The organism is Caulobacter sp. CCUG 60055, assembly GCF_022750545.1.
GTDB lineage: Bacteria > Pseudomonadota > Alphaproteobacteria > Caulobacterales > Caulobacteraceae > PUIC01.
Genome location: NZ_PUIC01000010.1, coordinates 168,507 through 193,209 on the forward strand (window position 1 = coordinate 168,507; position 24,703 = coordinate 193,209).

General features: G+C 58.4%; 21 protein-coding genes. 18 read left to right on the plus strand and 3 right to left on the minus strand.

What is annotated here, in order from left to right; genetic code table 11:
* The first annotated feature begins 309 nt into the window (after positions 1-309).
* From C5708_RS15210 to C5708_RS19570, 11 genes are all read left to right on the plus strand, one after another.
* Positions 310-1,248 (plus strand): kinase, encoded by a 939-nt coding sequence (locus tag C5708_RS15210; RefSeq protein WP_242922443.1) that lies wholly within the window; start codon positions 310-312, stop codon positions 1,246-1,248.
* A 208-nt stretch (positions 1,249-1,456) separates the two neighbouring features.
* Positions 1,457-2,893, plus strand: coding sequence for an aminotransferase class I/II-fold pyridoxal phosphate-dependent enzyme (locus tag C5708_RS15215; RefSeq protein WP_242922444.1), 1,437 nt, complete (start codon positions 1,457-1,459; stop codon positions 2,891-2,893).
* A 12-nt stretch (positions 2,894-2,905) separates the two neighbouring features.
* The gene (locus tag C5708_RS15220; protein WP_242922445.1) at positions 2,906-3,736 is read left to right on the plus strand and encodes an ABC transporter permease; all 831 of its coding nucleotides are present in this window, start codon (positions 2,906-2,908) and stop codon (positions 3,734-3,736) included.
* Between the two features lie 21 nt (positions 3,737-3,757).
* Positions 3,758-4,546, plus strand: a complete 789-nt coding sequence (locus C5708_RS15225; protein WP_242922447.1) for an ABC transporter ATP-binding protein — start codon at positions 3,758-3,760, stop codon at positions 4,544-4,546.
* Positions 4,547-4,573: 27 nt separating this feature from the next.
* Positions 4,574-5,512, plus strand: coding sequence for an NAD(P)-dependent oxidoreductase (locus tag C5708_RS15230; protein WP_242922449.1), 939 nt, complete (start codon positions 4,574-4,576; stop codon positions 5,510-5,512).
* Positions 5,513-6,195: 683 nt separating this feature from the next.
* Positions 6,196-7,683 (plus strand): glycosyltransferase, encoded by a 1,488-nt coding sequence (locus tag C5708_RS15235; RefSeq protein WP_242922451.1) that lies wholly within the window; start codon positions 6,196-6,198, stop codon positions 7,681-7,683.
* Positions 7,684-7,751: 68 nt separating this feature from the next.
* The gene (locus tag C5708_RS15240) at positions 7,752-9,284 is read left to right on the plus strand and encodes a glycosyltransferase (protein ID WP_242922453.1); all 1,533 of its coding nucleotides are present in this window, start codon (positions 7,752-7,754) and stop codon (positions 9,282-9,284) included.
* A gap of 71 nt (positions 9,285-9,355) precedes the next feature.
* Positions 9,356-11,260, plus strand: a complete 1,905-nt coding sequence (locus C5708_RS15245) for a hypothetical protein (RefSeq protein WP_242922455.1) — start codon at positions 9,356-9,358, stop codon at positions 11,258-11,260.
* 5 nt (positions 11,261-11,265) lie between these two features.
* Positions 11,266-12,153, plus strand: a complete 888-nt coding sequence (locus C5708_RS15250; protein ID WP_242922457.1) for a hypothetical protein — start codon at positions 11,266-11,268, stop codon at positions 12,151-12,153.
* 411 nt (positions 12,154-12,564) lie between these two features.
* Positions 12,565-13,536, plus strand: coding sequence for a glycosyltransferase family 4 protein (locus C5708_RS15255; protein ID WP_347567026.1), 972 nt, complete (start codon positions 12,565-12,567; stop codon positions 13,534-13,536).
* Positions 13,537-13,677: 141 nt separating this feature from the next.
* Positions 13,678-14,430 (plus strand): class I SAM-dependent methyltransferase, encoded by a 753-nt coding sequence (locus tag C5708_RS19570; protein ID WP_242922458.1) that lies wholly within the window; start codon positions 13,678-13,680, stop codon positions 14,428-14,430.
* 83 nt (positions 14,431-14,513) lie between these two features.
* Here C5708_RS19570 and C5708_RS15265 read toward each other — a convergent pair whose 3' ends face one another.
* Together C5708_RS15265 and C5708_RS15270 are read right to left on the minus strand one after the other, a co-directional pair.
* A complete protein-coding gene (locus C5708_RS15265; RefSeq protein WP_347567024.1) occupies positions 14,514-15,230 on the minus strand; it encodes a sugar phosphate nucleotidyltransferase in 717 nt (238 codons plus the stop codon).
* A 54-nt stretch (positions 15,231-15,284) separates the two neighbouring features.
* A complete protein-coding gene (locus C5708_RS15270) occupies positions 15,285-16,412 on the minus strand; it encodes an NAD(P)/FAD-dependent oxidoreductase (RefSeq protein ID WP_242922460.1) in 1,128 nt (375 codons plus the stop codon).
* A 167-nt stretch (positions 16,413-16,579) separates the two neighbouring features.
* Here C5708_RS15270 and rfbA point away from each other — a divergent pair, with 167 nt between their 5' ends.
* The 5 genes from rfbA (at position 16,580) to C5708_RS15295 (ending at position 22,056) form a co-directional block, all read left to right on the plus strand.
* Entirely contained in the window at positions 16,580-17,470 is an 891-nt protein-coding gene (gene rfbA, locus C5708_RS15275) for a glucose-1-phosphate thymidylyltransferase RfbA (protein ID WP_242922461.1), read from the plus strand.
* Between the two features lie 11 nt (positions 17,471-17,481).
* Positions 17,482-18,528 carry a dTDP-glucose 4,6-dehydratase gene (gene rfbB, locus C5708_RS15280; protein ID WP_242922462.1) on the plus strand — a complete coding sequence of 349 codons (1,047 nt, stop codon included), beginning with the start codon at positions 17,482-17,484 and terminating at the stop codon, positions 18,526-18,528.
* 89 nt (positions 18,529-18,617) lie between these two features.
* Positions 18,618-19,775, plus strand: a complete 1,158-nt coding sequence (locus tag C5708_RS15285) for a DegT/DnrJ/EryC1/StrS aminotransferase family protein (protein WP_242922463.1) — start codon at positions 18,618-18,620, stop codon at positions 19,773-19,775.
* Between the two features lie 298 nt (positions 19,776-20,073).
* Entirely contained in the window at positions 20,074-21,492 is a 1,419-nt protein-coding gene (locus C5708_RS15290; RefSeq protein ID WP_242922465.1) for a DEAD/DEAH box helicase, read from the plus strand.
* Between the two features lie 39 nt (positions 21,493-21,531).
* Entirely contained in the window at positions 21,532-22,056 is a 525-nt protein-coding gene (locus C5708_RS15295) for an HAD family hydrolase (RefSeq protein ID WP_242922467.1), read from the plus strand.
* A 13-nt stretch (positions 22,057-22,069) separates the two neighbouring features.
* Here C5708_RS15295 and C5708_RS15300 read toward each other — a convergent pair whose 3' ends face one another.
* A complete protein-coding gene (locus C5708_RS15300; RefSeq protein WP_242922469.1) occupies positions 22,070-22,567 on the minus strand; it encodes an SH3 domain-containing protein in 498 nt (165 codons plus the stop codon).
* Positions 22,568-22,785: 218 nt separating this feature from the next.
* On the opposite strand from C5708_RS15300, the gene C5708_RS15305 reads away from it, so the two are divergent.
* Positions 22,786-24,183 (plus strand): cystathionine beta-synthase, encoded by a 1,398-nt coding sequence (locus C5708_RS15305; RefSeq protein ID WP_242922471.1) that lies wholly within the window; start codon positions 22,786-22,788, stop codon positions 24,181-24,183.
* Between the two features lie 2 nt (positions 24,184-24,185).
* On the plus strand, positions 24,186-24,656 hold the full coding sequence (locus C5708_RS15310) for a hypothetical protein (protein ID WP_242922473.1): 471 nt from the start codon (positions 24,186-24,188) through the stop codon (positions 24,654-24,656).
* Positions 24,657-24,703 lie beyond the last annotated feature (47 nt).

Sequence of the window (24,703 nt, forward strand, 5' to 3'; positions counted from 1 at the left end):
GGCTCAAAATGAAATGAATTCCAGCGCTGATGTTTCGACACATTTTTTCAATCTCAGGTTGAATGAATGATTCTGCCGGCAGGCTGCAGCCTGCGTGTTTGAATACTTTTTGCTCTGCACCGTTGTGTATAATGTCCGGATCAATTAGCACGTAACCCAGAGGTGGAGGCAGTGATTATCGTTCGAACGCCGCTCCGAGTTTCGTTTTTCGGTGGTGGTACTGATCATCCTGGGTGGTTCAAGAATTATGGGCGGGGGGCCGTTCTATCCACAACTATTGATAAGTATGTGTATATAACGCTGAGGCATATGCCGCCAGTGTTCGATTTTTGTTATCGTGTTGTGTGGCGTCAGGTTGAGCAAACTAAGACGATAGATGAGATTGAGCATCCCGTTATTCGTGAGGTTCTGCGCCATTACACCGATGATGGCGATAGTGGGTATGAGATCGCGTACAACGCAGATCTCCCAGCCCGATCGGGGCTCGGTTCATCCTCGGCCTTTACTGTAGCGGCGTTGCATGCGCTCTGGCACAACAGTGATCAGGACACGTCGAAGATGCGACTGGCTCGGGAAGCTATCCGGGTTGAGCAAGACTTGCTTGGCGAGCCAGTCGGCAGCCAAGATCAAACAGCCGTGGCGTTCGGCGGGTTAAATCAGATCGATTTTGGCCGGGACGGAAGCTTACTAGTTAATCGAGTTCAAATTTCCGAACCTAGAATGCAGATGTTAGAAGATCATCTTATGCTGTTCTTCACTGGGTTCACGAGAGACGCTGGATCTATCGAAAAAAATAAAGTCGAAAACTTCTCTATGAAGAAGGAGCAGATGGAGAAGGTGTATAGTATGGTCGCGGATGGTCGCAGAATCCTTGAGGATGAAAGCGCTTCCATGTCCGAGTTCGGTAAGCTTCTGGACGATGCTTGGCAAGCGAAGCGCAGCTTGGCGGCCGGTGTTTCCAATGGCCCCATCGATCAGGCATATAGCCGCGCATTGGGGGCAGGCGCGATAGGCGGTAAACTGCTGGGGGCTGGAGGGGGGGGATTCCTGCTCTTCTTCGTCCCTCCCGAGCGGCAGTCGGCTGTAGCTACGGCGATGCGCGCTTTTGAGTTCCAACCCGGAAAGCTTACGGCTCACGTGCCGATAAGGTTTGATCGAGCCGGCAGTGCGGTTGTGTTGCACCGGCCGGAGCTGACATCCAACTACAATAGGGTGCCAATCTATCGTGCGGCAGCGGCGTCTCGATGATGGCAACTGAGAGCTCGGCATGACTACGGCGGCGGGTTGCGTGGTGGTAGGGCATCCTGTAGACCGCGCTCGCACTCGTCCGTCGCGCCGCGCCAATTGGCGAGCATCGATGGGGTCTTCGAGTGCTAGGTATTGAGTGCTCCAGTTTTAAAGAGCCAAGTTCATATGCGAGCGCTGTAATTCAACGTTTGTGCGAGCGGAGATCTAGATGGACGGCGCAAATGTATTGCAGTTGGCAAGCTTTGCTCTTAGTGCAGTCCCGCAATGCAAGCCTGAGGACGGCTTGTTCGCCGCGGCGGAGCGTATTCTCGCTGGCGGCATTGGTCTTTGCTGGGTGGTTGACGACGGCGGCGTGCTCGTAGGAGAGATCCCCATGAGCGCCATTCGTGACGCTGTTAAGTCGGGCGCTTATCTCCAACCGTTGCGAGCCGCCGACATCATGCACAGGCCGGCGCGGGTGCGCGCAAACGGGCAGTTCAGCGACCGCGGTCCAATTGCAAGTGTTGATATTGACGGCCGTTTGATCGGCATGCAGGCTAACCCGTTGGGCAACTTCCTACCGGTGGCGGAGCCTGATCTGTCCGGCGCTGAGTTTCGCAACCTGATGGACGCCTTTCTGTCCACCTGGATATCGTCAACCGGAGACTACATCAGGGAATTCGAACGACACTTCGCAGCGTGGAATGGGATGGCGGAAGGGGTCGCTGTTTCGAATGGGACTGTATCTTTGCACTTGGCGCTCGCCGCGTTGGGCATCGGTCCGGGCGATGAAGTGATTGTTCCCGATCTGACATTTGCTGCGACAATTAATACTGTCATACATGTTGGGGCTACACCCGTAATTATAGACGTTGATCCAACCACTTGGTGCATGTCTGCCGAAGGGTTTGAGCAAGCGATAACGTCCAAGACTCGCGCTGTTATTCCGGTTCACGTCTTTGGCCGTCCTGCGCCAATGTCCGAGATTGCCGCAGTCGCGCGGCGTCACGGCGTATACATAATCGAAGACTGCGCCGAAGCTCACGGGGCGCAGTATGATGGAAAAAAGGTTGGAAAATACTCGGACGTTGCGAGTTTTTCTTTCTTCGCCAACAAGATAATGACAACAGGTGAAGGTGGGATTTGTCTTACAAACAGCCCGGAGTTTGCAGAGCGGCTGAGAATGCTGCGCGATCATGGCATGCGCCCCGACCGGCGGTATTGGCATGAGGAGGCTGGCTTCAATTTCCGCATGACGAATATGCAGGCTGCGATTGGGTGTGCTCAGTTGGAGCGTATCCATACCTTTCTGAATGACCGTTCCTCGGTGATGGCTCTTTACGAAGAGGCTTTTGCTGGAATTCTTGGTGTTAGACTCCCGCCCGCTTTGCCCTCGAAATGCGAGCCGGTGACTTGGTTTGCATGTGTTACGGTTCCCGCTGAGAAGCGTTCGGCGCTGATAGGCGCTTGTAAGGATAAGGCGATCGATATCAGGCCGTTCTTTAATGGTCTGTCCGCTATGCCCGCATATCGAAAGTACGCCCGGCCATGCCCGGTCAGTTACGAGTTGTCGAAAACTGGCATAAATCTACCGACTTCGAATAAAGTGACCCCGGGCGTCGTTAGTGTAATTGCTGCGGTGTTTCGCGAAGTTCTTGCTGGATAAAGAGCATTTTCGATGGTGAAAGTTGGTGTTTACAAGAATTATGGGCCTACGGCTTCTGGGGGTTGGCTGGACGCCTTCAATTGGCTTCGGCACCGGCACCTTCTATTTCATCTTGTAGGCGCCGATTTGAGGGCGCGCTATAGGCGATCTCGCCTTGGCATACTTTGGGCGTTGTTGTGGCCTATCCTATTCGCTTCCGTTTTTACCTGGGTAGCGATCAATATTTTCCACCAGCCGTTTACGACGTACATAGTCTATGTTCTCACCGGTGTGGTTATGTGGGACATGCTTGGGGGCGCGTTCAATCAGGGCGCGTCGGCCTTAGTGGTTGGTGAGGGATACCTGCGCCAAGCCCGTATTCCTTACTTGCTGTTCCCGATCCGGACCGTAGCGTCTATGGCGGTTAACTTCGTTTTCGGCTCGATCGCTGCGCTTGGAGTGACGCTGGTTTTAACACCGCAAGCTTTTGGTTGGACTTGGCTTTGGTGGCCCTTTGTTCTTCTGTTGACAGTACTCTTCTGTGTTCCGTGCGCGACTTTTAGTGCGATCGCAAATTTGAAGTTTCGAGACTATCAACATGGTATTTCGATCGTAATTTTGATGTTGTGGTATTTAAGTCCTGCTCTTGTAATGCGGGACGTTTACGAGCGGCCAAGCATAAAGTGGTTCACGGACCTCAACCCTTTCGCGTCGTTGCTTGATATATTTCGTGACCCTCTGATGTACCATCATGCGCCGAGCCTTCATGATGTTGGTTTGGTGGCGGCCTACACGGTTGTGATGTGGGCGGTTGCGTTGATATGGCTGAAAATTGAAAGCCGAAACCTGATACATTACTTCTAGTTCAGCCAGCTAAGGCGATACATGGCGAAATTTCGGGAAAGTGATGCAATGCGTCCGCACGATTGCAGCATCTCACTTCAAGGTGTCGTCCTCGATTATCCATTGGGGCCTGTTGCCCGCGGCAGCATAAAGTCTGGCCTATTCTCGTTATTCGGCGGCGCGCGGGACGCTGTCCGTGCGCCGGATACTGTTCGGGCGCTTAATAATGTTTCCTTGAGTGTGGGCTACGGCGAGCGGTTGGGGATCATTGGCAGTAACGGTTCGGGAAAATCGACGTTGCTGCGTGCAATAGCCGGAATTTATCCCATAACTGGTGGTTCGATAGAAATTCACGGACGAGTTCAGGGAATATTCGACATTGGGCTGGGCTTTGAGCCTGAGTCGACTGGTCGGGAAAATATCCTGTACCGAGGTCTGACAATGGGTATGAGCCCTAGCCAGATCGCCAGCCGTGAAGCTGAGATCGTCGAATTCGCTAACATTGGGACCTTTATTGATCTCCCAATCAGAACTTATTCAAGCGGGATGGCCGTGCGGCTCGCATTCGCCATTTCGACTTATCTCCAGGGTGATGTTTTGCTTCTGGATGAAATGCTCGGGGCCGGAGATGCGGCATTCCAAGCGAAGGCGAGCGCGAGGATGCGCTCCCTAGTGGAGAGCGCCAAGATACTCGTTCTTGTCAGTCATGACATGAATACCATCAAGACGGTTTGCACTCGCGCTATCTGGGTGCTCGGCGGGCGCATCGTGGCTGACGGCACTCCAGATGACGTTGTCGAGGTCTACCTCGAAAAATCAGCCCAGGTTTGAACACTAACTCTAGAGAGACCATTTGTGATGTCGCAACGCATTCTTATAACCGGTGCTGCCGGGTATATTGGTTCTGTACTTATACCCGAACTGTTGAACGCCGGTTACGCGGTGGATGCGTTGGATTTGTATCCCCGAGGCGACACGGTTCTGGCGGCTTGCTGCGCGAACCCGAATTTCAACCCGATAAAGGGTGATACGCGTGACGAGGTTCTCGTAAGGGGGCTGCTATCGAAGGCCGATATTGTAATACCGCTCGCTGCGCTTGTCGGCGCGCCGTTATGCAACCAAGATCCGTTGAACGCTCAAACGACCAACTCAGATGCGGTTCGAAAGATTGTCGAAGCTATCAGTTCAGACCAGAAGATTATTTATCCAACGACGAACTCGGGCTACGGGATTGGCCAAGCGGGGCAGTTCTGTACCGAAGAAACGCCGCTGAATCCCATCTCTTTATATGGTACATCCAAGGTGGAGGCAGAGGCCGCGATTTTGGACAGCGGCAATGGCGTAACCCTTCGCCTTGCGACCGTTTTTGGACTGTCGCCCCGGATGCGTATTGATCTGTTGGTGAACGACTTTACCTGGCGCGCTGTCACGGATCGTGCTGTCGTAATCTTTGAAGGGCATTTCAAGCGAAACTACATTCATATCCGTGACGTCGCAAAAGCTTTCATGCATGCGGTAGTCAATTATGGCGCAATGACCGGAAATGCCTACAATGTGGGCTTGTCGACGGCTAATCTTTCCAAGTTAGAATTGTGCGCTAAGATCCAAGAACACGTGCCGCAGTTCGTGTTCTTGGAGGCTCCCATCGGGGAAGATCCCGATAAGCGGGATTACATCGTTTCCAACGAAAAGCTTGAGAGAACGGGTTGGATGCCGGATTGGTCGCTTGATCGCGGCATTCAGGAACTACTTCGCGGCTACCGCATGCTGCTTAATAGCCGTTACGCAAACATCTGAAAGTGGGAAGCCGTAGATGGGCGCACCTATTCTGGTGGTAGGGGCGGGCGGTTACGGGCGTTGCGTAGCCGATGCGGCGATACTCGCGGGGTACGAGGTTTTAGCCTTCGTAGACCGTGAGCCCGCTCCGGGACTGGAACTGTTCGGTAAGCCAGTCGTGGATGAGCGGGCGGTTCTGGACGGAAGGTTCAGCGATGCCGCCGTTGTGGTTGCCGTTGGGGATAATTGTTTAAGGGAGCGGATAGTCACGCGCTTTTCGGAGGCGCGAAATTGTCTGTTCCCTTCCATAATCCACCCACGAGCAGTCGTTTCATCGAGCGCAGCGATAGGTCCCGGAACGGTCGTGTTAGGTGGCTCCGTGGTAAGTGCATCAGCATCTATTGGCCAACATTGTTCGCTTTACCCAAATTCTGTGACTGAACACGAGGCCGATCTAGGCGATTTTGTTACGCTCGCACCGGCGGCGGCGCTTGGCGGGAAAGTGTCACTGGGAGCCCGTACGTTTGTAGGTCTAGGGGCGGTAGTAAGACACAACATCTCACTTGGTGAAGACTGTGTCGTGGGGGCTGGTGCAACTGTGCTTTCCGATGTTCCCGCGCGTCAGATCGTTGTGGGAACGCCTGCGAAACTTCTCCGAGACCGGAAGGTCGGAGAACCCTATCTATAGTTTGAGGGCACCTACAATGCGTAAGGTCTCTGTCTGGCTGCAGCTCGAACCAGGCCAGCAGATGCAAGGTGAAGGGATCGGCCAGCATCTAGTCCACCTTCTTGCTGGCCTCAAAGCTGGCGGGAAAACCCAAGCAGTGGTGGTAGCCCCGGCATGGGCGGGGCAAACGGTGTCAGATCTGTTGTGCGCCCACGGACTCTCGAATCTGGACTTGCGTCTTTTAGAGCCCCGCGGCGCATCGTGGCTCCGTCCTTTTCTTATCCCTACGACCATTCAGAGAATGGATGGCCAAAGCGGTTCCGCTGAGCCGGCAATTGAGCCTCGCCAAAAGCGTGGACTGGGGCACCGAGCTCTCCGCTTCACGATAAAGCCCTTGCGTTCTCAATTGAGATTTCTGCGCCCAGTTGTTCAGGCGCTACGCCACAGACTCGCCTGCGCTTTGAAAGAACGCACATACAGGGCTATGGCGCAGGTGATTGATGAAGATGTCACGATTGAAGGATGCATCCTCCCCATAGGGGTTTGGGATACTAGCCTTCTAATTAAAAAAAAGCCGATAGTTGTTCAGATTCCGGATTTGGTGTTTGCCGAATTTCCGGAATACTTCGAGGGAAACCCAGATGTTCCGTTGCTTCGAAAGCGCATTGAACAAGTGGCCTGGCGGGCTAAGGCCATAACTTGTGCATCCGAGCATGTACGTACTCACCATCTTATTGGGACGTTGGGGGTTCCTCCGGAACGGGTGTTTGTGGTTCCCCATGCGCCTATGGACCTCAGCAAGGCCCTCGAGGCGCAATGCTCGCGCGAGGGGCTGGTTGCTTCACGCTCTTCAGCGATAACGTTGAGCAAACGCTTCCAGCAAGAGGAGTTGAATGGGAGTGATTATGTGCGGCGTCTGGGGGGCGCGGAGGATTGGCTGGTGGCCGCCCGAGGAGCCAACATTTGGGATGGACCGATAATTTACTGTCCAACCCAGTTTCGTCCGTACAAGAATATTCCAAGACTGATAGAGGCCCTTCATCTTCTGAGACGTGATGGCGGGGTTGACGCCTCCTTGGTGTTGACTGCGGATTTAGCCGAGACCGGCATCTTGGATCTCGTTCGGTCTCACGATTTGTTGGGGGCGGTAGTTCCCCTTCCCCGGCTGAGCCAAGGGGTTCATGCACAGTTCTACGCGGCCGCTTCGTTGGCGGTGAGCGCCTCTCTTTTTGAAGGAGGAATGCCGTTTACGTTTTCAGAAGCGGTATCCGTAGGAACGCCCGCCATTCTCGCGCGAATACCGGTGACCGAGGCGAGCGTCCCAAATTATTTGCAAGCCCGTATGTTGTTCGATCCAACAAATGTTCGTGACATGGCGAGAGTAATGAAGGAAGCCCTAGAGGACTCCTCTCTCCTTCGTGCCCAAGGCGAATACCATTCGGAACTCTGTCGGAGAAGTTGGCGTGATGTCGCTAGTGAGTACATAAACGCACTCAGCGCCTCTGTACCGGAGAGAGGCGAGTGACCTTGCGGCGCAGGCCAAAAGTATTGTGGTGCTACGACCATGTCACGGCGCGAGCCCAGGAGCCCCGATTGCTTCAGGAAGCTGGCTTCTCCGTTATCCTCTCTAGCGGCGATACCGCGGGCGTTGTGGTTGAACAGCATTATCATGACGAAGGTGACCTCTGGTTTCCCGATTGGCGGCGAGATTTGCGGATGTCATCCGCCGATGTGGAAGTCATTCGGCGCACGCCGATCGCCATGTCAGGGGGGCGCCCGCTTGGTCCGGAGCGTGAACTGATCAACGCTTACGTAGATGCGATCGTCACCGTCGCCGATCCAGACGTGATTGCGGGTCTAGCGGAATGGTATCGCGGCACCGTCGTTTGGCGCGTGAATGGTGTGACCGATGTCGATGGCTTTCGCTCTAAGCTGGCCGCCCTTGCGATTGTGGCTGAGAAGCTCGGGCCCCGTTTCGTGTACACGGCGGGCATGCCGAATCTGATTCCTGATGCGGGAAAGCTAAACGAGCACGCGATACTGTTGCCTGTATATGTAGATGCCGCGCGGTTGCCTTTCGAGTGGCTTAGGCGCCACAGCAGAGCGGTGGTTGCGACGGCCATATCGCATGTGTCCGAGAGCCAGTTCTTTCGCCGTCAGCTCGATGAACTCGGAGACCTGGACTGCGAGATACTGGGGCAGAACGACCCAGGTGGCCCATCTGGCTCGGACCGACGCGTAGTCGGTCGGTTGCCAAGGGGGCAGCTCTATAGCCGCATTGCGTCAGCGCGCGTGTTTCTAGATTCGGCCGATCGCGCGGAACACATAGTTTTCCCCCCTCTGGAAGCGATGACAATCGGAACGCCGGTGCTATTCCCGGAAGCTGGGGGTCTCGCGTCCATGGCCAGGGATAGTGGTGTTCGCGACAAGGAATTGGTGGCGGCAGGTATGTTCTCAGGCGATGTGCGCCACCGCCTGGCTCCGCTGATGCATAATTTCGATGAACTGGAAGCAATTGCTCGAAATCAGCGTGAGATATTCCTGGATGGTGTTTTCTCCTTTCAACGTGCTTTAGCCTCCGCCCAGGCGCTGCGAGAGCTAGTTAAAACTAGGGTAAAAAAAATCAATCCCACTTTGTGGGCTCGCCGGTGGCTGCGCCCTAATCAATGCCTGTCCCAGCGAGCGCCGCCGTCTGTACCCGTAGTCTCGCGCCTGTCCGGCGGTGAAGCCTATTTGCCGGGCCGGTTTGTAGGCGTTCACGAGCTACGCGGCCAGGTGGGCCGTTTAGAAGGTGGAAGTGGGGGCCTGGTGCGGCGGAGTGTTGTTCCAGGACGTGACGGCCCAGGAGTTCTAGTCGGTGACTATGTCCCCGCCGGTCGGCCGGGCGAACGGCTTGTGATCGAGATCACGGCTGATGGAGTTGGAGATTTCGGATCTGTCACATATGACGTAGCTGGCGCGCAGCGATTAACAAGAAAGATCGCGTCCTATGCGGCCGGCCCGGTACGATTCGAAATTATCATCCCATCTGATTTCCATGGCGCGCGTGCAGAGTTGACCATTGAATGGGCGGGAAGCCTTGGTGGAGCGCTGTTGAGATGTCTCTATCTGCCAGGGGTTAAGTAAGTAGCTAAATCGCAAGCGCGAACGCGCTTTGTGGTGTGGAAATCTGAACTTCAAGCTTGGGGCTAATATCGGTGCGCCAGAAGAACACGGATAAATCTCTATCAAGCGGCACCGACGCAAGGGGTAGACGCATTGCGTATATAGCCTTCCATAAGGCTGGGAGGGATGTTGAGCTTCCGGTTTTAAGGGAATTGGGATTTGAAGTATATACTATAAAGAAGTTTTCCGAACACCACCGAAGCGGTGCATTTGATTATTCTGACGACAATTATTTATCTATTCCCAGGGATGTAATAAATTACTTGAACGGGATAAATTTCATAGATGTGCAAGATTGGCCACCTATGGCTGTATACTATTTAAATAAATACTTTAAGTACATATTTGTAATACAAAATCATCATACGGTTTATTCTGCTCTTAGAAGATTTAGGGGGAAGGTTGTTGTGCGATTGGCGGGATTGGACATCCCGAAATCGTATACTAATTATTGGAGTAGGAATGAGCCACGATTGCTTCCTCTTGCGAAGGCCAGGGGGAAGGATGTTTGGATGTCGGTGCAGTATGAGAATCTGACGGCTGTTGAGGATGAATTTCTGAGAAGTCGAGCTGTATTCATGCCTCTTGGAATGCCGTCCTTTGCCAAAGAAAGCGCCGATACATGGCGGGGGGATCACAGAACCATCGCTGCGGTTATCCCGTGGATACATATGCCGTACTATCAGACGAAGTATCAATCTGCGCTGCGTCACGTGCAGGAAAGGCCATTCTCAATTCTTGGTGATCAGCGTGAGGAGATCAATGATCGTCGGGTCGCGGGATATCTTGATAAGGCCGAGTTTGTGAGGCGCTTGCAGGGGGCGAGGGCTCTATTCTACGAGAGCTATGAGCCCAGGCATGTGCATTTTCCGCCCTTTGAGGCCGCGATGATTGGATTGCCTGTTCTATTCACCCGGGGTTGCTTGCTGCATGAGCTTGCCGGAGGTGATGTCGCGGGCTCCTTTGGCGATATGGAGGAGTTCCGAAAGAAGGTTGACTGGCTGTTGGCTGGGGATGAGGGGTTTGTCCGTGAGGTGCAGGAGGGGCAGAGGGCTTTCCTAACCTGGTTTGCGGACGATTTTGTCGCGCGTACATGGCGCGAGGCTTTCGGCAGAATGGAAGAGGTTGCAAAAGGGCGGGAGAAGCCTTTGGGACTTCACTCCGGAATAACCGTTCCGGGGGTGTTGATTACTCAAAACGATAGTGGAGGTTTCAGCTTCCAGGGGCGGGTTCAGGACGGAAGGAGGCTTGGCGACGCGAGGTTTCTGCTTCGCGCTCGCGTAATCGCCGGGCGGGACGCGTTGCCCGGTGACCTTAAAGTTGCGGTGAGCGGTATGGGGGCAAAGGCCCTCAGTGTGCACGCTTCGCCTCTTGAGGAGTTCACGATGATGGAAGTTGTTGGACTTTTTGAGGGCGTGGTGGTTGGCCGCGGCGAGGTGGATGTAGCGGTCTCGATCGAGGGGGCTGGGATTCCGCTTGAAACGATTGTTGACGTTGCACTCGCCCGTGAGGTGATCGGGCTGGATGAAGTTAAAAGCTTCAGGGGGGCGAACGGTGAGGTCGGAGATTTCATACTGACTGGCTTCCGCACAGATGGGGGGCTTGGAATTGATTCTTTTGGAAGTAAATCTGAAATAATATTCGCTTCGACGGAAGATTTGGCGAATGCTGAGGGTGTTCGCATGCTTATGAGTTGCGATTATCATCAAGATTCATCCGATTATTACTTGGAAATACACCTGAACGGAAAGCCGATTGTATCGGCTCCTTGCAATAAGTTTCGGGGAGATCTGACGTTCGACGTCAAGGAACATTTGGGGATTTTGAATAGAATTTCGATTTTTGTGACATCTTCCCGGCCAACCGACGGGGTGGATGAAAATTCTCTATTTTTACACCTGAGCAGATTAGGTTTTTTGGGGGCAGAAAATCGATGATTTTAATGGATCTTCTGAAGGTGCCGTATAGGGCGGTCACTTATTCTTTGTCCAGAATTCTTGATTCTGTCCTTTATCGTAGCGTGTATCTGAACAAAGGTGGATTGTCGCGGCAAATCTCCCATTTGGAGACGCATGTCGGATACTTGGAGACACGCATCGGTGGTGCCAATGTGGGAGGGCCACCAAGCATTTTCGGGATTGGAGACTATTATGCCCTCGCGCTCCAAAGCGGTGATGTTTTATTTGTGGACCGCATTGGTTCGGATGTCCTAGCGAAGGCCCTCCCCGGGGGGGAGGTTCATTCCGCAGCGGGCGATCTGGCGGAAATCAGCCGGCGTTTTGACGCTAGGCGGGTAGTTTTCTGCGACCTGAAGGATTCGGTGCTTCTACAGCTTTTTGCGGCTCGAACTCCCGCTGAATGCGTCATACAGGTCTTGGATGGGGGATGCCGCTTAGAACCGGTGTTCTGGCGTTTTCTGCAAGAGCAGCTCGTCCTGAGCGGGCTACGTCTTCAGGTTCTTTCCGGGGGGGAGGCGACGCCTTCCGAGAGTTGCGATGACGTGCTCTCCTTAAACCCGTCTATCGATATTTTTGTTTTCGATGCACCCAGTCCCGCGGAAATATTCCGTGTAATGACCGAGCACTCAGAACGGTATCGCGGCGGTAGTCTATTTCTATTCGTTTCGAATCCGTCACAGCCCTACAATAAATTCGAGCTCCGCGGCGTGATTGACGCCCTTCGTCGGGAAAGTCATTTCTTTTTTGCTTTTGGCCGAGCCGGCGCTTGCTTTAGCGATGCTAGCTCGGCGACGATCGCGCAGATCTGGGCCTGCGGCCCATACGAGGAAGCAGCAGGGCTTAATCGTCAGGCTATGTTTACCCGTGTCTAACAGCGGTTCGGGGCGCCTCGGACCGTTTATGGAGCTTCTGCTGTGCCCATAAGGTTGACCGCTGCTTCCCGGGCACTGTGGCGCCGCCTTCCGGTTGGCGAAGCTGGTCGTGAAGGGGTGCGGCAGGCCATAGGCCCGTTGCTTTGGCGTTTGCGCATGGCCGAGGAACGGCGGCGGTTTGCAACCTTGATCAGGCAAACGGGGCGGATCCCAGGGCCTGTCCGCATCGCTGCGATGTTTTCAGCAGCGCATGGGATCGCGTCGTCGGCGGTTCACATCGCCAATGGACTCCGCAGTTTGGGGATCGAGCCGGAGTTGTACGATCTGGGGGAGCCGGCTCCGGGGATGGGGCTGGCCTCGGGTAGTGTAGAACCCGGTGGAGCATGGATTATAGTTGTAAATGCGCCCGAGATGCCGTGGGCCTTGGCGCGCTTGGGGGCTCAGCGGCTTTCGGGGGCGCACATATGTGCCCTGTGGGTCTACGAGTTGGAAGAACTGCCGTCCGGCTGGCGTAACGAAAGAGGTCTTGCGCACCAGTTACTCGCGCCGAGCCATTTTGCGGCCGATGCTATCAGCAGATCAGTGTCAAAGACGGTTACTGTAACCCCTTTCCCTATGTCTATGCCATTCCCAGATAGGCGTTCTGCGCGCCAGGCTTTGGGGCTACATGAGTTCACTGTAGTGACCATGTTTGACATGCGCTCATCCGCAGCTCGGAAGAACCCGAAGGCGACGATTGACGCATTCAAGAAGGCGTTTGGAGACGATGCGGGCGTCAAACTCATAGTTAAGATGCAAAACGGAGGAGAGCATCCGGCCATGGTCGAGCAGCTAAGGCGATCGGCTGGGCCGAATGTGGAATTTATAACTGCCCGGTGGCCCCTGGAGAATGTGCATGCTCTGATCTCTGGAGCGGATGTATTGATTACTTTACATCGGTCGGAAGGTTTTGGCCTGACGGTGGCGGAAGCGATGCAGGCCGGAACGCCAGTTGTCGCCACCGATTGGTCCGCAACAACCGATTTCGTTGACGCCAAGACCGGCTGGCCCGTTCCCTATAGTCTGATTGAAGTCGACGATCCGCAGCGAATCTACACGCAAGGTAGGTGGGCGGATGCTGACACAGATGTAGCGGCTGCGATGTTGAGGCGGATCCGATGCGAGCCGGCGGTAGCGATATCGCGTGCGGAAGTGGCGCGCCATCGGGTGGCGCAGCGCCTTGCTCCAATATGCTTTGCGCGGAGCCTCGGCGACCGATTCTGGGACAACGTTTATGATGATCTCGCCTCTCGAGTTCGGGGGGAGCTTTCAGTTGGGGGGGGCTTGCCCAAGTGGATGAGGCGAAACCACGAAGTTCGCATCTTAAAAGGCGCAGAAATATAAGGGGCGCGGCCTAGTCTTGTGTACTTGTAGCGAAGAGCTACTTCTAATTTGGTGAGCTTAGAATCTCGACGCAGCAAAGGTAGGCTGTCTTTGTGCGATCTGATCGCGCAGAAGCGGAAGTGGCAAAGTTAGGAGCGGCAAGTGGAAGAATCTCGGATTAAGGATTTGGTTAAGGAGGCGATAATTGAGCTTCTGACGGACCCTAATATACCGATACAGGAGTTCAAGCCGCACCTTCCCCACACAGCGAAGCTTCTGAGCCATTTTACCAGTGCTGAATACCTTAGATCTACCCCCGGGTTCGATGGCATTAAGGGGTGTTGGGAGAGGGGGGATTTCTATGACTGGATTTTCGGCAATCATTTGACCTCATCGCAAGCTAACGGATTGTTCGCGGAGTTCGGGGTCGCTTGGGGAACCACCATTAATCACATGTCGGCTCTTCGCCCTGATGTGACTTTCTACGGATTTGATGGATTTGAAGGCATTCCAGAGCCCTGGTACAATAATCCTGCCGGTTCATATACTCAAAATGGAACACTTCCAGTCGTAAATAAGAATGTTGAGCTGGTCGTCGGTTGGTTCGATCAGAGTTTGCCGAAATTTACCGAGGTTCATGGCGACTTTCTGCGTGAGCATGGTGTGTCTATGCTTCACGTCGATTGCGATATTTACAGCAGTACGGTCACCGTTTTGGAGCATTTGGGGAAATTTCTTCGCCCTGGTTCGATAGTAATTTTTGATGAGTACTGGAATTATCAGAATTGGGAGAAGCACGAACATAAGGCGTGGACTGAATTTTGCCTCGCGAACGAAGTGAGCTATAAGTTTATTGCCTATACCGTTGGTAGTGTGCAGGCCGCTGTAGTTATAGAATCTGTAGGGTCGATTTGATCATTAATGGCGTTGGTTTATAAGGGAGTTTTCTAGGGATCACATGGGGCCAACGCTCCCCTGTGATCCCTCCAAGACGGGCGCTAGGGTTTAGAATGGAGGCCTAGCGATGGAAGCTCTCGTCTTGCTTGCTCAAGGGTATTCGGTAGGCCTATGTCGATGAAATACCCGTTGAAAGCCCTTCCAGCGATCCTCCCTTCCTTGGCGAGAGCCGGGAACACCTCAGATTCAATCGAGCAAGGAGTGCTCGAAATATAATCGAGAATTTCTCTACGCAGAGCATAGGTTCCCGCTGATATCCAACAGGAAGATGCTAGGTCGCTTCTCTTCTCCCGAAAGTCCAGTATGCGGCCGTCTTTCACGTTTACGGTGCCGTATCGACCGCCATCGTCAACTTGGCGCAGGGCCAAGGCGGCAATATCCTGCTCCTGCAGCGCGGGCGGGAGCAAGGCGTATTCAAAATCGAAAAGAGAGTCGCCGTTAAGCATTAAGAACGTGGGGTCGAGGCGTTTCCCTACGTAGAGAAGCGCCCCTCCCGTTCCCGCCGGCGCCGGTTCTTGAATGACTTCCACGCGCGCTCCGCGGAACCTTCTTCCGTGATAGTAGCGCTCAACGACATTGCCGAGGTGTCCGGCCAGTAGCAGGATTTCCTCAACGCCATGGCGGGCTAGTCTATCAAGAAGATAGTCGATAAAACGGACGTTTTCCTCAATTTCCAGGAGCGGTTTGGGCACGGCGCGGGTGATCTCTCCCAAACGTGTGCCTTTCCCACCAACGAGTACCACAGCTTGTCGCATCATCTTTCCCGAGTGTGTCGCCAAATCCAGCAAGATCTATTCTGATAGTAGGGATCCTTACTCCTTCAAGGCTTCTTGCACGTATTCTGCGATAGCCAATGCGCTGGTGAGCCCGGGGGATTCAATGCCGATCAGGTGCGCTAAGCCGGGCTGGCCGTGGTCACAGGGCAAATCTATGCGGAAGTCCGTTATCGCTTCCCGCCGGGTTCCAGCTTTGGGGCGGCATCCCGAATAGTCCGCAATAAGAGCGTTGTCGGGTAGGCCAGGCCAGTAGCGACGTATCGCGGCATAAAAATTCTTCGCGCGATCAATATCAACAGCGTAGTCGATCTTGCTTGGATCCGCATGGTCGAGCCATTCCACGTCGGGGCCAAACCGCATGCGTCCGGCTAGGTCCAATGTGAGGTGAACGCCAAGGCCCCCCTTCACAGGGGCGGGATAGATCAGCCTCTCGAATGGGGATGTCGCAAGGCAGCTGAAGTACGAGCCTTTCGCAAAGTGCGTCTGCGCACGCACCGGGGACGGCATTTCCAGCGCTTCGGCCACTCTGGCGGCATAAAGGCCTGCAGCGTTTATGAGGAACTTACATCGAATATGAGCGGGGCTCTCCCCTGCGATGAAAACGTCAAACCCTCCCTTGTCCAGGGCGCGGGCTCCTAAAACTGGCGTCCTGAGGACGACGTTTCCTCCACGATCCTCAATCTCGGCTGCGAGGGAAAGCATCAGCCCGTGGCTATCGAGTATTCCTGTGTCTTCAGACGAAATGGCGGATGTGCAGTAGATTTCTGACTCTAGAGCGCGGGCCTGCGAGGCGGTGAGCCGGTTGACGTTTTTCACTCCATTGACTTGGGACAGCTCGTAAATTTGTTCGAGCTTTTCATCTTCTTCGAGGGATGTAGATACTATCAACTTCCCGCAGCGGCGATGCTCTATTTTGCGCAACGCAAGATATGAGTATAGTAGATCGCGACCTCTTATGCAGAGCCGGTGTTTGAGGCTTCCAGTTGGATAGTATATCCCAGCGTGGATGACTTCACTATTGCGAGAAGAGGTATGGGATCCGATTCGGCTTTCCGAATCGAGAACAAGCGTTTGCGTTCCGGAGCGCGCAAACGCGGCGCCGCATGCTAAACCAACTACGCCCGCACCGATCACGACCAAATCGGTCTCGTAAGTGTCACTCATGACGCCTTGCTCTCCTGCGGCGCACGGATATATCCAAAATGGCTTGGTCCTGAAATCGCCCTTGTCGCCAAGACGGCGACTGCCGCTTTGGGTGTGTGCTAAGAGGCACGGGGCCGGCGGGGAGGCCCTTCCTTTGAGGGGGGGGCTGTCGAAATGGGAAATTTTCCATGAAGGGAATAGTCCTCGCGGGAGGAGCGGGTACTAGGCTTTGGCCTGCGACGCGGGCGCTCTCAAAGCAACTGCTGCCAGTTTACGACAAGCCAATGATTTACTATCCGATATCGACCCTAATGTCGGGGGGGATTCGGGAAATGTTGATCATTACGACGCCCAGAGACCTATGTCTGTTTCAAGATTTGCTCGGAGATGGTGCCGCTTGGGGGGTTTCATTCGAGTATGCCGTCCAGGACCAGCCGCGCGGAATAGCTGACGCCTTTCGGGTCGGCGAAAAGTTCGTTAGCGCCGAGAGAACAGCGCTTGTCCTTGGGGACAACCTGTTTCTTGGTCAGGGGCTTGCCGGGCGAATTCGAGCGGCCACAGCGAGCGTCGAACATGCGACGGTTTTCGCGTACCGCGTTTCCGACCCCCAACGCTACGGCGTCATCGAATTCGACGACAGCGGTGCCGCTGTGTCGATTGAGGAAAAGCCGATTGCCCCAAAATCAGATTGGGCCGTTACTGGGCTTTATATCTACCGGTCTGATGTTGTCGACATCGTTGCAGGGCTGCAGCCTTCGGAGCGAAATGAACTCGAAATCACAGCGGTGAACCAAGTTTATCTAGATAGGTCGCAGTTGCAGGTTGAACGTCTTGGACGTGGAGTAGCTTGGCTTGACGCAGGCACTCATGATTCCCTGCTTGAGGCTGCGGATCTGGTTCAGGCCGTCGAGCACCGCCAAGGCGTTAAGCTGGCTTGTCCCGAGGAGATGGCGCTTGCTTGGGGATGGATAGACCTTGAGCAGGTTGCGCGTTTGGGGCGCAACATGGGCGGGTCTACCTATGCGCAGTATCTGAGCAAGATCGCCAGAACAGGTGGAACCCCCTTGGAATTGTTATAGTTGCAGATGCCATGAAAATTTTCGTCACCGGCGGTGCGGGGTTCATTGGCTCTGCGTTCTGTCGCCAAATACACGCGGAAACAGGCGCATCGATCGTCAATCTGGATGCGATGACCTATGCGGCGGCGGCGGGGTCTTTGCGCGAACTGGACGGCGACGATCGCTACGCCTTAGTCCGCGGGGATATTGTAGATAGGGCGGTCGTCGCTGAGATTTTCGCGGAACTCCGCCCGGATGCAGTCGTCCATTTTGCGGCTGAAAGTCACGTCGATCGGTCGATAGCAAGGGCGGCTGATTTCATTCGGACCAATGTGGTCGGCACCCAGGTGATGCTGGACGCCGCGCTAAACTATTGGCGCGGGTTGGGAATGCCTTCGCGAGGGCGATTCCGTTTCGTGCACGTTTCCACAGATGAGGTCTTTGGCAGCCTGGGTCGTGAGGGACGCTTTAACGAAACAACTGCCTATGATCCGTCCTCACCATATTCCGCCTCGAAGGCTGCGTCGGATCTGTTGGTGCGCGCCTGGGGCCGGACCTACGGGTTGCCGGTCGTCATCTCCAACTGCTCAAACAATTACGGCTCGCACCAGTTTCCCGAAAAGCTCATTCCCTTGATGATTCTGTCCGCGTTGGAAGGACGGCCATTGCCCGTCTACGGTGATGGCAGACAAATTCGGGACTGGTTGCATGTCGACGACCACGTTCGAGCGCTGCGCGCTATTCTGGAGCGGGGACGTCCGGGCGAGACATACTGTGTCGGCGGCGAGGCGGAGCGGACCAATCTACAGGTGGTCGAGGCGATCTGCGATCTGGTTGACGAGATGCGACCAGGCAATCGCTCACGCCGAGAACTGATCACGCACGTGCAGGATCGTCCAGGCCATGACCGCCGGTACGCAATCGATGCGTCGAAGCTGAAGCAAGAGCTTGGTTGGTCGCCTCGTCACACGTTTGAGGAAGGGCTGCGGGAAACAGTTAGCTGGTACTTGGCGAACCAGGACTGGTGGCTACCTTTGCGGGGACTTTACGCCGGAAACAGACTTGGATTGATCGGCTGAGCCGAAACACTCGGTCACCAAGTTTGTCTCGCGGCAGCCGCAAGCGCGCTTTAATCAGCGCCGGCGCAGTTAGACGTCAGGGCCCCTCCATGAGCATCGCTTTTATCGACATCGCCGCCCAGCAGCGCCGGATTCGTCCGCAGTTGGACGCGGCCATCGCCAGGGTGCTCGATCACGGCGCCTATGTGATGGGGCCGGAGGTGCGTCAGTTTGAGGCCGAACTGGCCGCGTTCGCCGGGGCCGGGCACTGCGTGTCGTGCGCCAACGGCACAGACGCCATCGCCCTGCCGCTGTGGGCCTGGCGGGTCGGGCCGGGCGACGCGGTCTTCTGCCCGAGCTTCACCTTCGCGGCGACGGGCGAAGTCGTGCCCTGGACGGGTGCCTCGCCGGTGTTCGTCGACGTGCTGCCGGACACCTACAATCTCGATCCGGTCAAGCTCGACGCCGCCATCGAGGCGGTGAAGGCCGAGGGTAAGCTGACGCCCAAGGTGATCATTGCCGTCGACCTGTTCGGCCAGCCCGCCGACTATCCGGCCATCGCGGCGGTGGCCAGGAAACACGGCCTCAAGCTGATCGCCGACAGTGCGCAGGGGTTCGGTTGCACCCTGAACGGCGACCATCCCGGCCATTGGGCCGACGTCGTCACCACCAGCTTCTTTCCGGCCAAGCCTCTGGGCTGCTACGGCGACGGCGGGGCGATCCTGACCGATGACGCCGCCCTGGCCGAGTTGCTCGACAGCCTGCGGGTGCATGGCAAGGCCGTGGCGAGCGACATCGCCGGCCGCACCTTCGACCACGACCCCAAGTACCTGAACATGCGCGTCGGCATGAACTCGCGGCTGGATTCCATCCAGGCGGCGGTGCTGATCGAGAAGCTCAAGCTGTTCCCCGAAGAGATCGCCCTGCGCAACGTCGTCGCCGACCGTTACGCCGAGGGGCTTACAGGGCACGTGGCGGCCGTTCCGACGGTGATCGAGGGCGGCGTCTCCGTCTGGGCGCAGTACACCATCGAGCACAAGGATCGGGACGGCCTGGCCGCGCACCTGAAGACCCAGGGCGTGCCGACGGCGGTCTACTACCCGATCCCGATGCACAGACAGGACGTCTATTCGGTCTATCCGCAGCCCGGCGGTCTGCCGGTCACCGAGGCCAAGGCCGAGACCGTGATCAGCCTGCCCATGCATCCCTATCTCGACGTCGAGACCCAGGACCGCATCATAGCGGCGGTGAAGGGTTTCAACGGCTGAGCAGGGTGTGCGGCCGCGCGCCCCGCGGGGACGGAACCCGGGAAACTAAAAGGGTTCTGCACCTGGCGCCTTGACTTTTCGCGCTGCAGCATGGATATGAGAGCGGCGCGAGGGCTCAAGGCCTGCGCGATATCCGGCGCTGCAGCCGCGTGAGGGGGCCTGGGTTCAGGCCCTCGCCTGCAGGGCGCCGCTGAAGTTTCCATAGATCGCCCATTACGCGGGGGCGTTTTCCGTTTGACCCCGCGCTCGCCGCTAAAGCCGATGCTTTGGCGGGTGCGGCCGTTCATGAAAGACTCGCGTGACCCAGTTCACCGACACCAAATTCACGTCCCTGGGCCTGGCCCAGCCGATCCTGAAGGCCCTTGCGGCCGAAGGCTATGAGACCCCGACCCCGATCCAGGCCCAAGCCATCCCGTCCGTGCTGGCCGGCAAGGACCTGCTCGGCATCGCCCAGACCGGCACCGGCAAGACGGCGGCCTTCGCCCTGCCGATCCTGCACCGCCTGGCGGAAGACCGCCGGCCCAGCCCGCGCCGCGGCGCGCGCTGCGTCGTGCTGTCGCCGACCCGCGAGCTGGCCACCCAGATCGCCGAAAGCTTCCGTCGCTACGGCAAGCACCTGAACATGAGCGTCGCCGTCATCTTCGGCGGCGCCAAGTACGGCCCGCAGATCAAGGCCCTGGCCGGCGGCCTCGACATCCTGGTCGCCACGCCCGGCCGCCTGCTCGACCACATCGCCGAGCGCAACGCCGACCTGTCGACCACCGAGATCCTGGTGCTCGACGAAGCCGACCAGATGCTCGACCTCGGCTTCCTGCAGCCGATCCGCAAGATCATCGGCCGCATGAGCCGCCAGCGGCAGAACCTGTTCTTCTCGGCCACCATGCCGACCGAGATCGGCAAGCTGGCCGGCGAGATGCTGGTCGACCCCGCCCAGGTGACGGTGACGCCGGTCGCCTCGACGGTGGAGCGCATCAACCAGCGCCTGCTGTTCGTCGAGGCGCCGCGCAAGCGGGCCCTGCTGGCCGAGCTGATGGAGGAGGAGAACATCCGCCGCGCCATCGTCTTCACCCGCACCAAGCGCGGCGCCGACCGTGTGGCGCAATATCTCGATAAGGCCGGTATCACCGCCGCGGCCATCCATGGCGACAAGAGCCAGGGCCAGCGCGAGCGCGCCCTGGCCGCTTTCAAGAAGGGCGAGGTCCGGGCGATGGTCGCCACCGACATCGCCGCGCGCGGCATCGACATCGACGGCGTCAGCCACGTCATCCAGTACGAGCTGCCGCAGGTGCCCGAGGCCTATGTCCACCGCATCGGCCGCACCGCGCGGGCCGGGGCGGAAGGCGCGGCGATCGCCTTCTGCGCCGACGACGAACGCAACCTGCTGCGCGACATCCAGCGGCTGATCAAGCTGACCATCCCGTCCTTCGACCGTCGCAACGACAAGGGGCTGGCGCTGATGGCGGCGGCCACGGCCAGCCTGCCGGCCGCCGAACAGGCCTTGCCGCAGAAGAAGGACAGGCCGGCCCGTCCGCCGCGCCGGCGCGGCGGCGGCGGCCAGCGCTCCCCGCGTGACGGCGAGGGCCGTCCGCAGGGCCAGGGCCAGGGCGCCGCTCGCCAGGACCAGGGCGCGGGGCGCAAGCGCAACAACGGCCCGTCCGGCCGTCCGGCCGGCCGCGCGCCGGCCCAGAAGCCCAAGTGGAGCCCGCTGGAGGGCTGACGCCTATGGCGCCGGTCTGATGTCGGCTAAGGGAGGGGGATGACGAATCCCCCTTCCACCTCTCGCCCGGCGGCCTTTCTGGACCGCGACGGCGTGCTCAACGTCGACCATAACTATGTGCACAGGCCCGAAGACCTCGAATGGGTTCCGGGCGCGCGGCGGGCCGTGGCGCGGCTTAACGAGCAAGGTTTCCTGGTGATCGTCGTCACCAACCAGTCGGGGGTCGGCCGCGGCTACTACACCGAGGCCGACGTCGATCGGTTCCACGCCCGGCTGCAGGCGGACCTGGCCGAAGATGGCGCTCATATCGACGCCTTCTACATTTGTCCCTTCCACCGCGACGCGACCGTCGAGCGCTATCGCCATCCGGACCATCCGGACCGCAAACCCAACCCCGGCATGATCCTGCGCGCCGCCGCCGATTGGAATGTCGACCTCGCCGGCTCGTTCATGGTCGGCGACAAGAACAGCGACATCGAGGCGGCGCGGGCGGCGGGGGTTCCCGGCTGGCTGTTCGAGGGCGGCGACCTCGACGCGTTCATCGCCGCCCGCCTCCCGCTCTGAGCGGGTTTCAGGTTCAGTAGGCGGCGTAGCGGGGCGCGGCCGGCCTGACGTGGTCGGCGCGGACATAGCCCACCCCGACGCCGTCGCGGCCGACCAGCAGCCAGTCGCCGCCGCGCACCCGCGCCATGACGTGGAAGGTCTCTCCCCCCGCCACCCGGCCGACCTTGGCCGCCCGCGCCGACGGCGCGGCGCGCAACGGCTCGGCCGCCTGGGCGCGGAAGCGGTCGTTCACGGCGTCGAAGGGCGCGGCCGTCACGTAGGCCGCCAGCCGATAGCCGTCGTTGGCGCGGGCCGGGCCCGATCCGCCGCCGGCGCCCCAGGCGCGGAACCCGCTTCCGCCGCTGATGGGGTCGCAGCCGACGTGGAAACCGAAACTCTGATTGCAACCGACGATGCCGCCGCCGATCGAGCGGCTCTGCGCCTGGGCGTCGGCGGCGGCCAGAAGGCCGAAGACCGCCATCGCCGCGGCGGCCGCGGCGGCGCATGCGGGCGAGCTGGCCGGGCTCGACATCGGAAAGCCTCCCCTCCACCAGGGCCTCGGCCCTGTGACGCCCACCTTGGCCGACCTTGTCTGAACGGGCTTCGGCAGGGCCGGTCAGCTTCTGTTCAGGTTCGGGCGAGACCGGGTTTCGCGAAAGATTTACGCGGAAGGGTGCGAGGGGCGGCGAAATCCCCACGGTTCTGCGCTAGACGGGGATCAATGATGCCCTTTTGGCGGAGAATCCACGCATGAGCGACCGCATGCCCGGTCTGCCCCCCGTCGTCGCGTCGGCCCTGGATCTGATCGGCAGGACGCCGATGATCGAGGTGACGCACTTCGACGTCGGCCCCTGCCGGCTGTTCCTGAAGCTTGAGAACCAGAACCCCGGCGGCTCGATCAAGGACCGGGTCGCCCTGTCGATGATCGAGGCGGCCGAACGGGACGGCCGGCTGAAGCCCGGCGGCACGATCATCGAGGCCACCGCCGGCAACACCGGCCTGGGTCTCGCCCAGGTCGCGGCGCTGAAGGGCTACAAGCTGATCCTGATCGTGCCCGACAAGATGGCGCGCGAGAAGATCCTGCACCTGCGGGCCATGGGCGTCGACGTGCGCCTGACCCGCTCGGACGTCGGCAAGGGCCATCCCGAATACTATCAGGACATGGCTCAGCAGATCGCCCAGCAGACCGGCGCGTTCTACGTGAACCAGTTCGAGAACCCGGCCAACCCGCTGGCCCACGAGACCGGCACCGCGCCGGAAATCTGGGAGCAGATGGGCCACGACGTCGACGCGGTGGTGGTCGGCGTCGGCTCGGGCGGCACCATGACCGGCATCGGCCGTTTCCTGCGCAAGCACTCGCCCAAGACCGAGATCGTGCTGGCCGACCCGGTCGGCTCGATCCTGTGCCGCTATGTCGAGACCGGCGAGCTGGTCGAGGCCGGTTCGTGGACGGTCGAGGGCATTGGCGAGGACTTCATTCCCGACAACGCCCAGATGGACCTGGTCGCCAAGGCCTATTCGATCAGCGACCGCGAAAGCACCGAGACCTCGCGCGAGCTTCTGGTGCGCGAGGGCGTGCTGGCCGGGTCGTCCTCGGGCACCCTGCTGGCGGCGGCCCTGCGCTATTGCCGCGAGCAGACCGAGCCCAAGCGGGTGGTCACCCTGGTCTGCGACACCGGCTCGAAATACCTGACCAAGGCGTTCAACGACTTCTGGGTCGCCGCCCAGGGCTTCACCCAGCGCGAACTGAAGGGCGAGGTCAGCGACCTGATCACCAAGCGCTATTCCGAGGGCGGCGTCATCGTCATCGGGCCGGACGACACCTTGCTCACCGCCTACAACCGCATGCGTTCGTCGGACATCAGCCAGCTGCCGGTGGTCGATCACGGCCGGCTGGTCGGCATCCTCGACGAGAGCGACATCCTGGCGGCGGTCGAGGGCTCCGAGCAGCACCGCGCCGCCAAGTTCAAGACGCCGGTGCGCGAGGCGATGACCAGCCGCGTGCGGACGTTGCAGGCGCACGAGCCCGTCGACGCCCTGCTGCGGGTGTTCGACCGCGACGAGGTGGCGGTGGTGCTCGACGGCGAGGAGTTCGTCGGCCTGGTCACCCGCGTCGACCTCATCAACCACCTGCGGCTGACGGCCTGACCGTGCCGGGATCGGAGCCTTCGCCGCCCGGCGCGGCGCGGGCCTCGTTCGCGGGCGAGGACGACATCCGCCGCATCGGCGAAGGCGTGCTCGCCCGCACCCTGCCCAAGGCGGAATGGACCCACGCGGCCCATTTCGCCGCGGCCCTGTGGATCGTCGCCCGGCGGCCGGACCTTGCGGCCGAACGCGACATGCCCGGCCTGATCCGCGCCTATAACGAGGCGACCGGCGTGGCGAACACCGACCATGGCGGCTACCACGAGACCATCACCCTGGCGTCGCTGCGCGGCCTGCGGGCCCACCTGGCCGCCGCCCCGGCGGGCGAGCCGCTGCACCGGACCTGCAACGCCCTGCTGGCCTCGCCGCTGGGCGACAAGCGCTGGCCGGCGGCCTACTGGTCGCACGCCCTGCTGTTCTCGCCGGCGGCGCGGCGGGCCTGGGTCGATCCCGATCTCGCGCCCCTGCCGTTTTGACCATCCCTGCGGCCGGCCGGATGTTTTCTGACCTGTCGTCTCCGCCC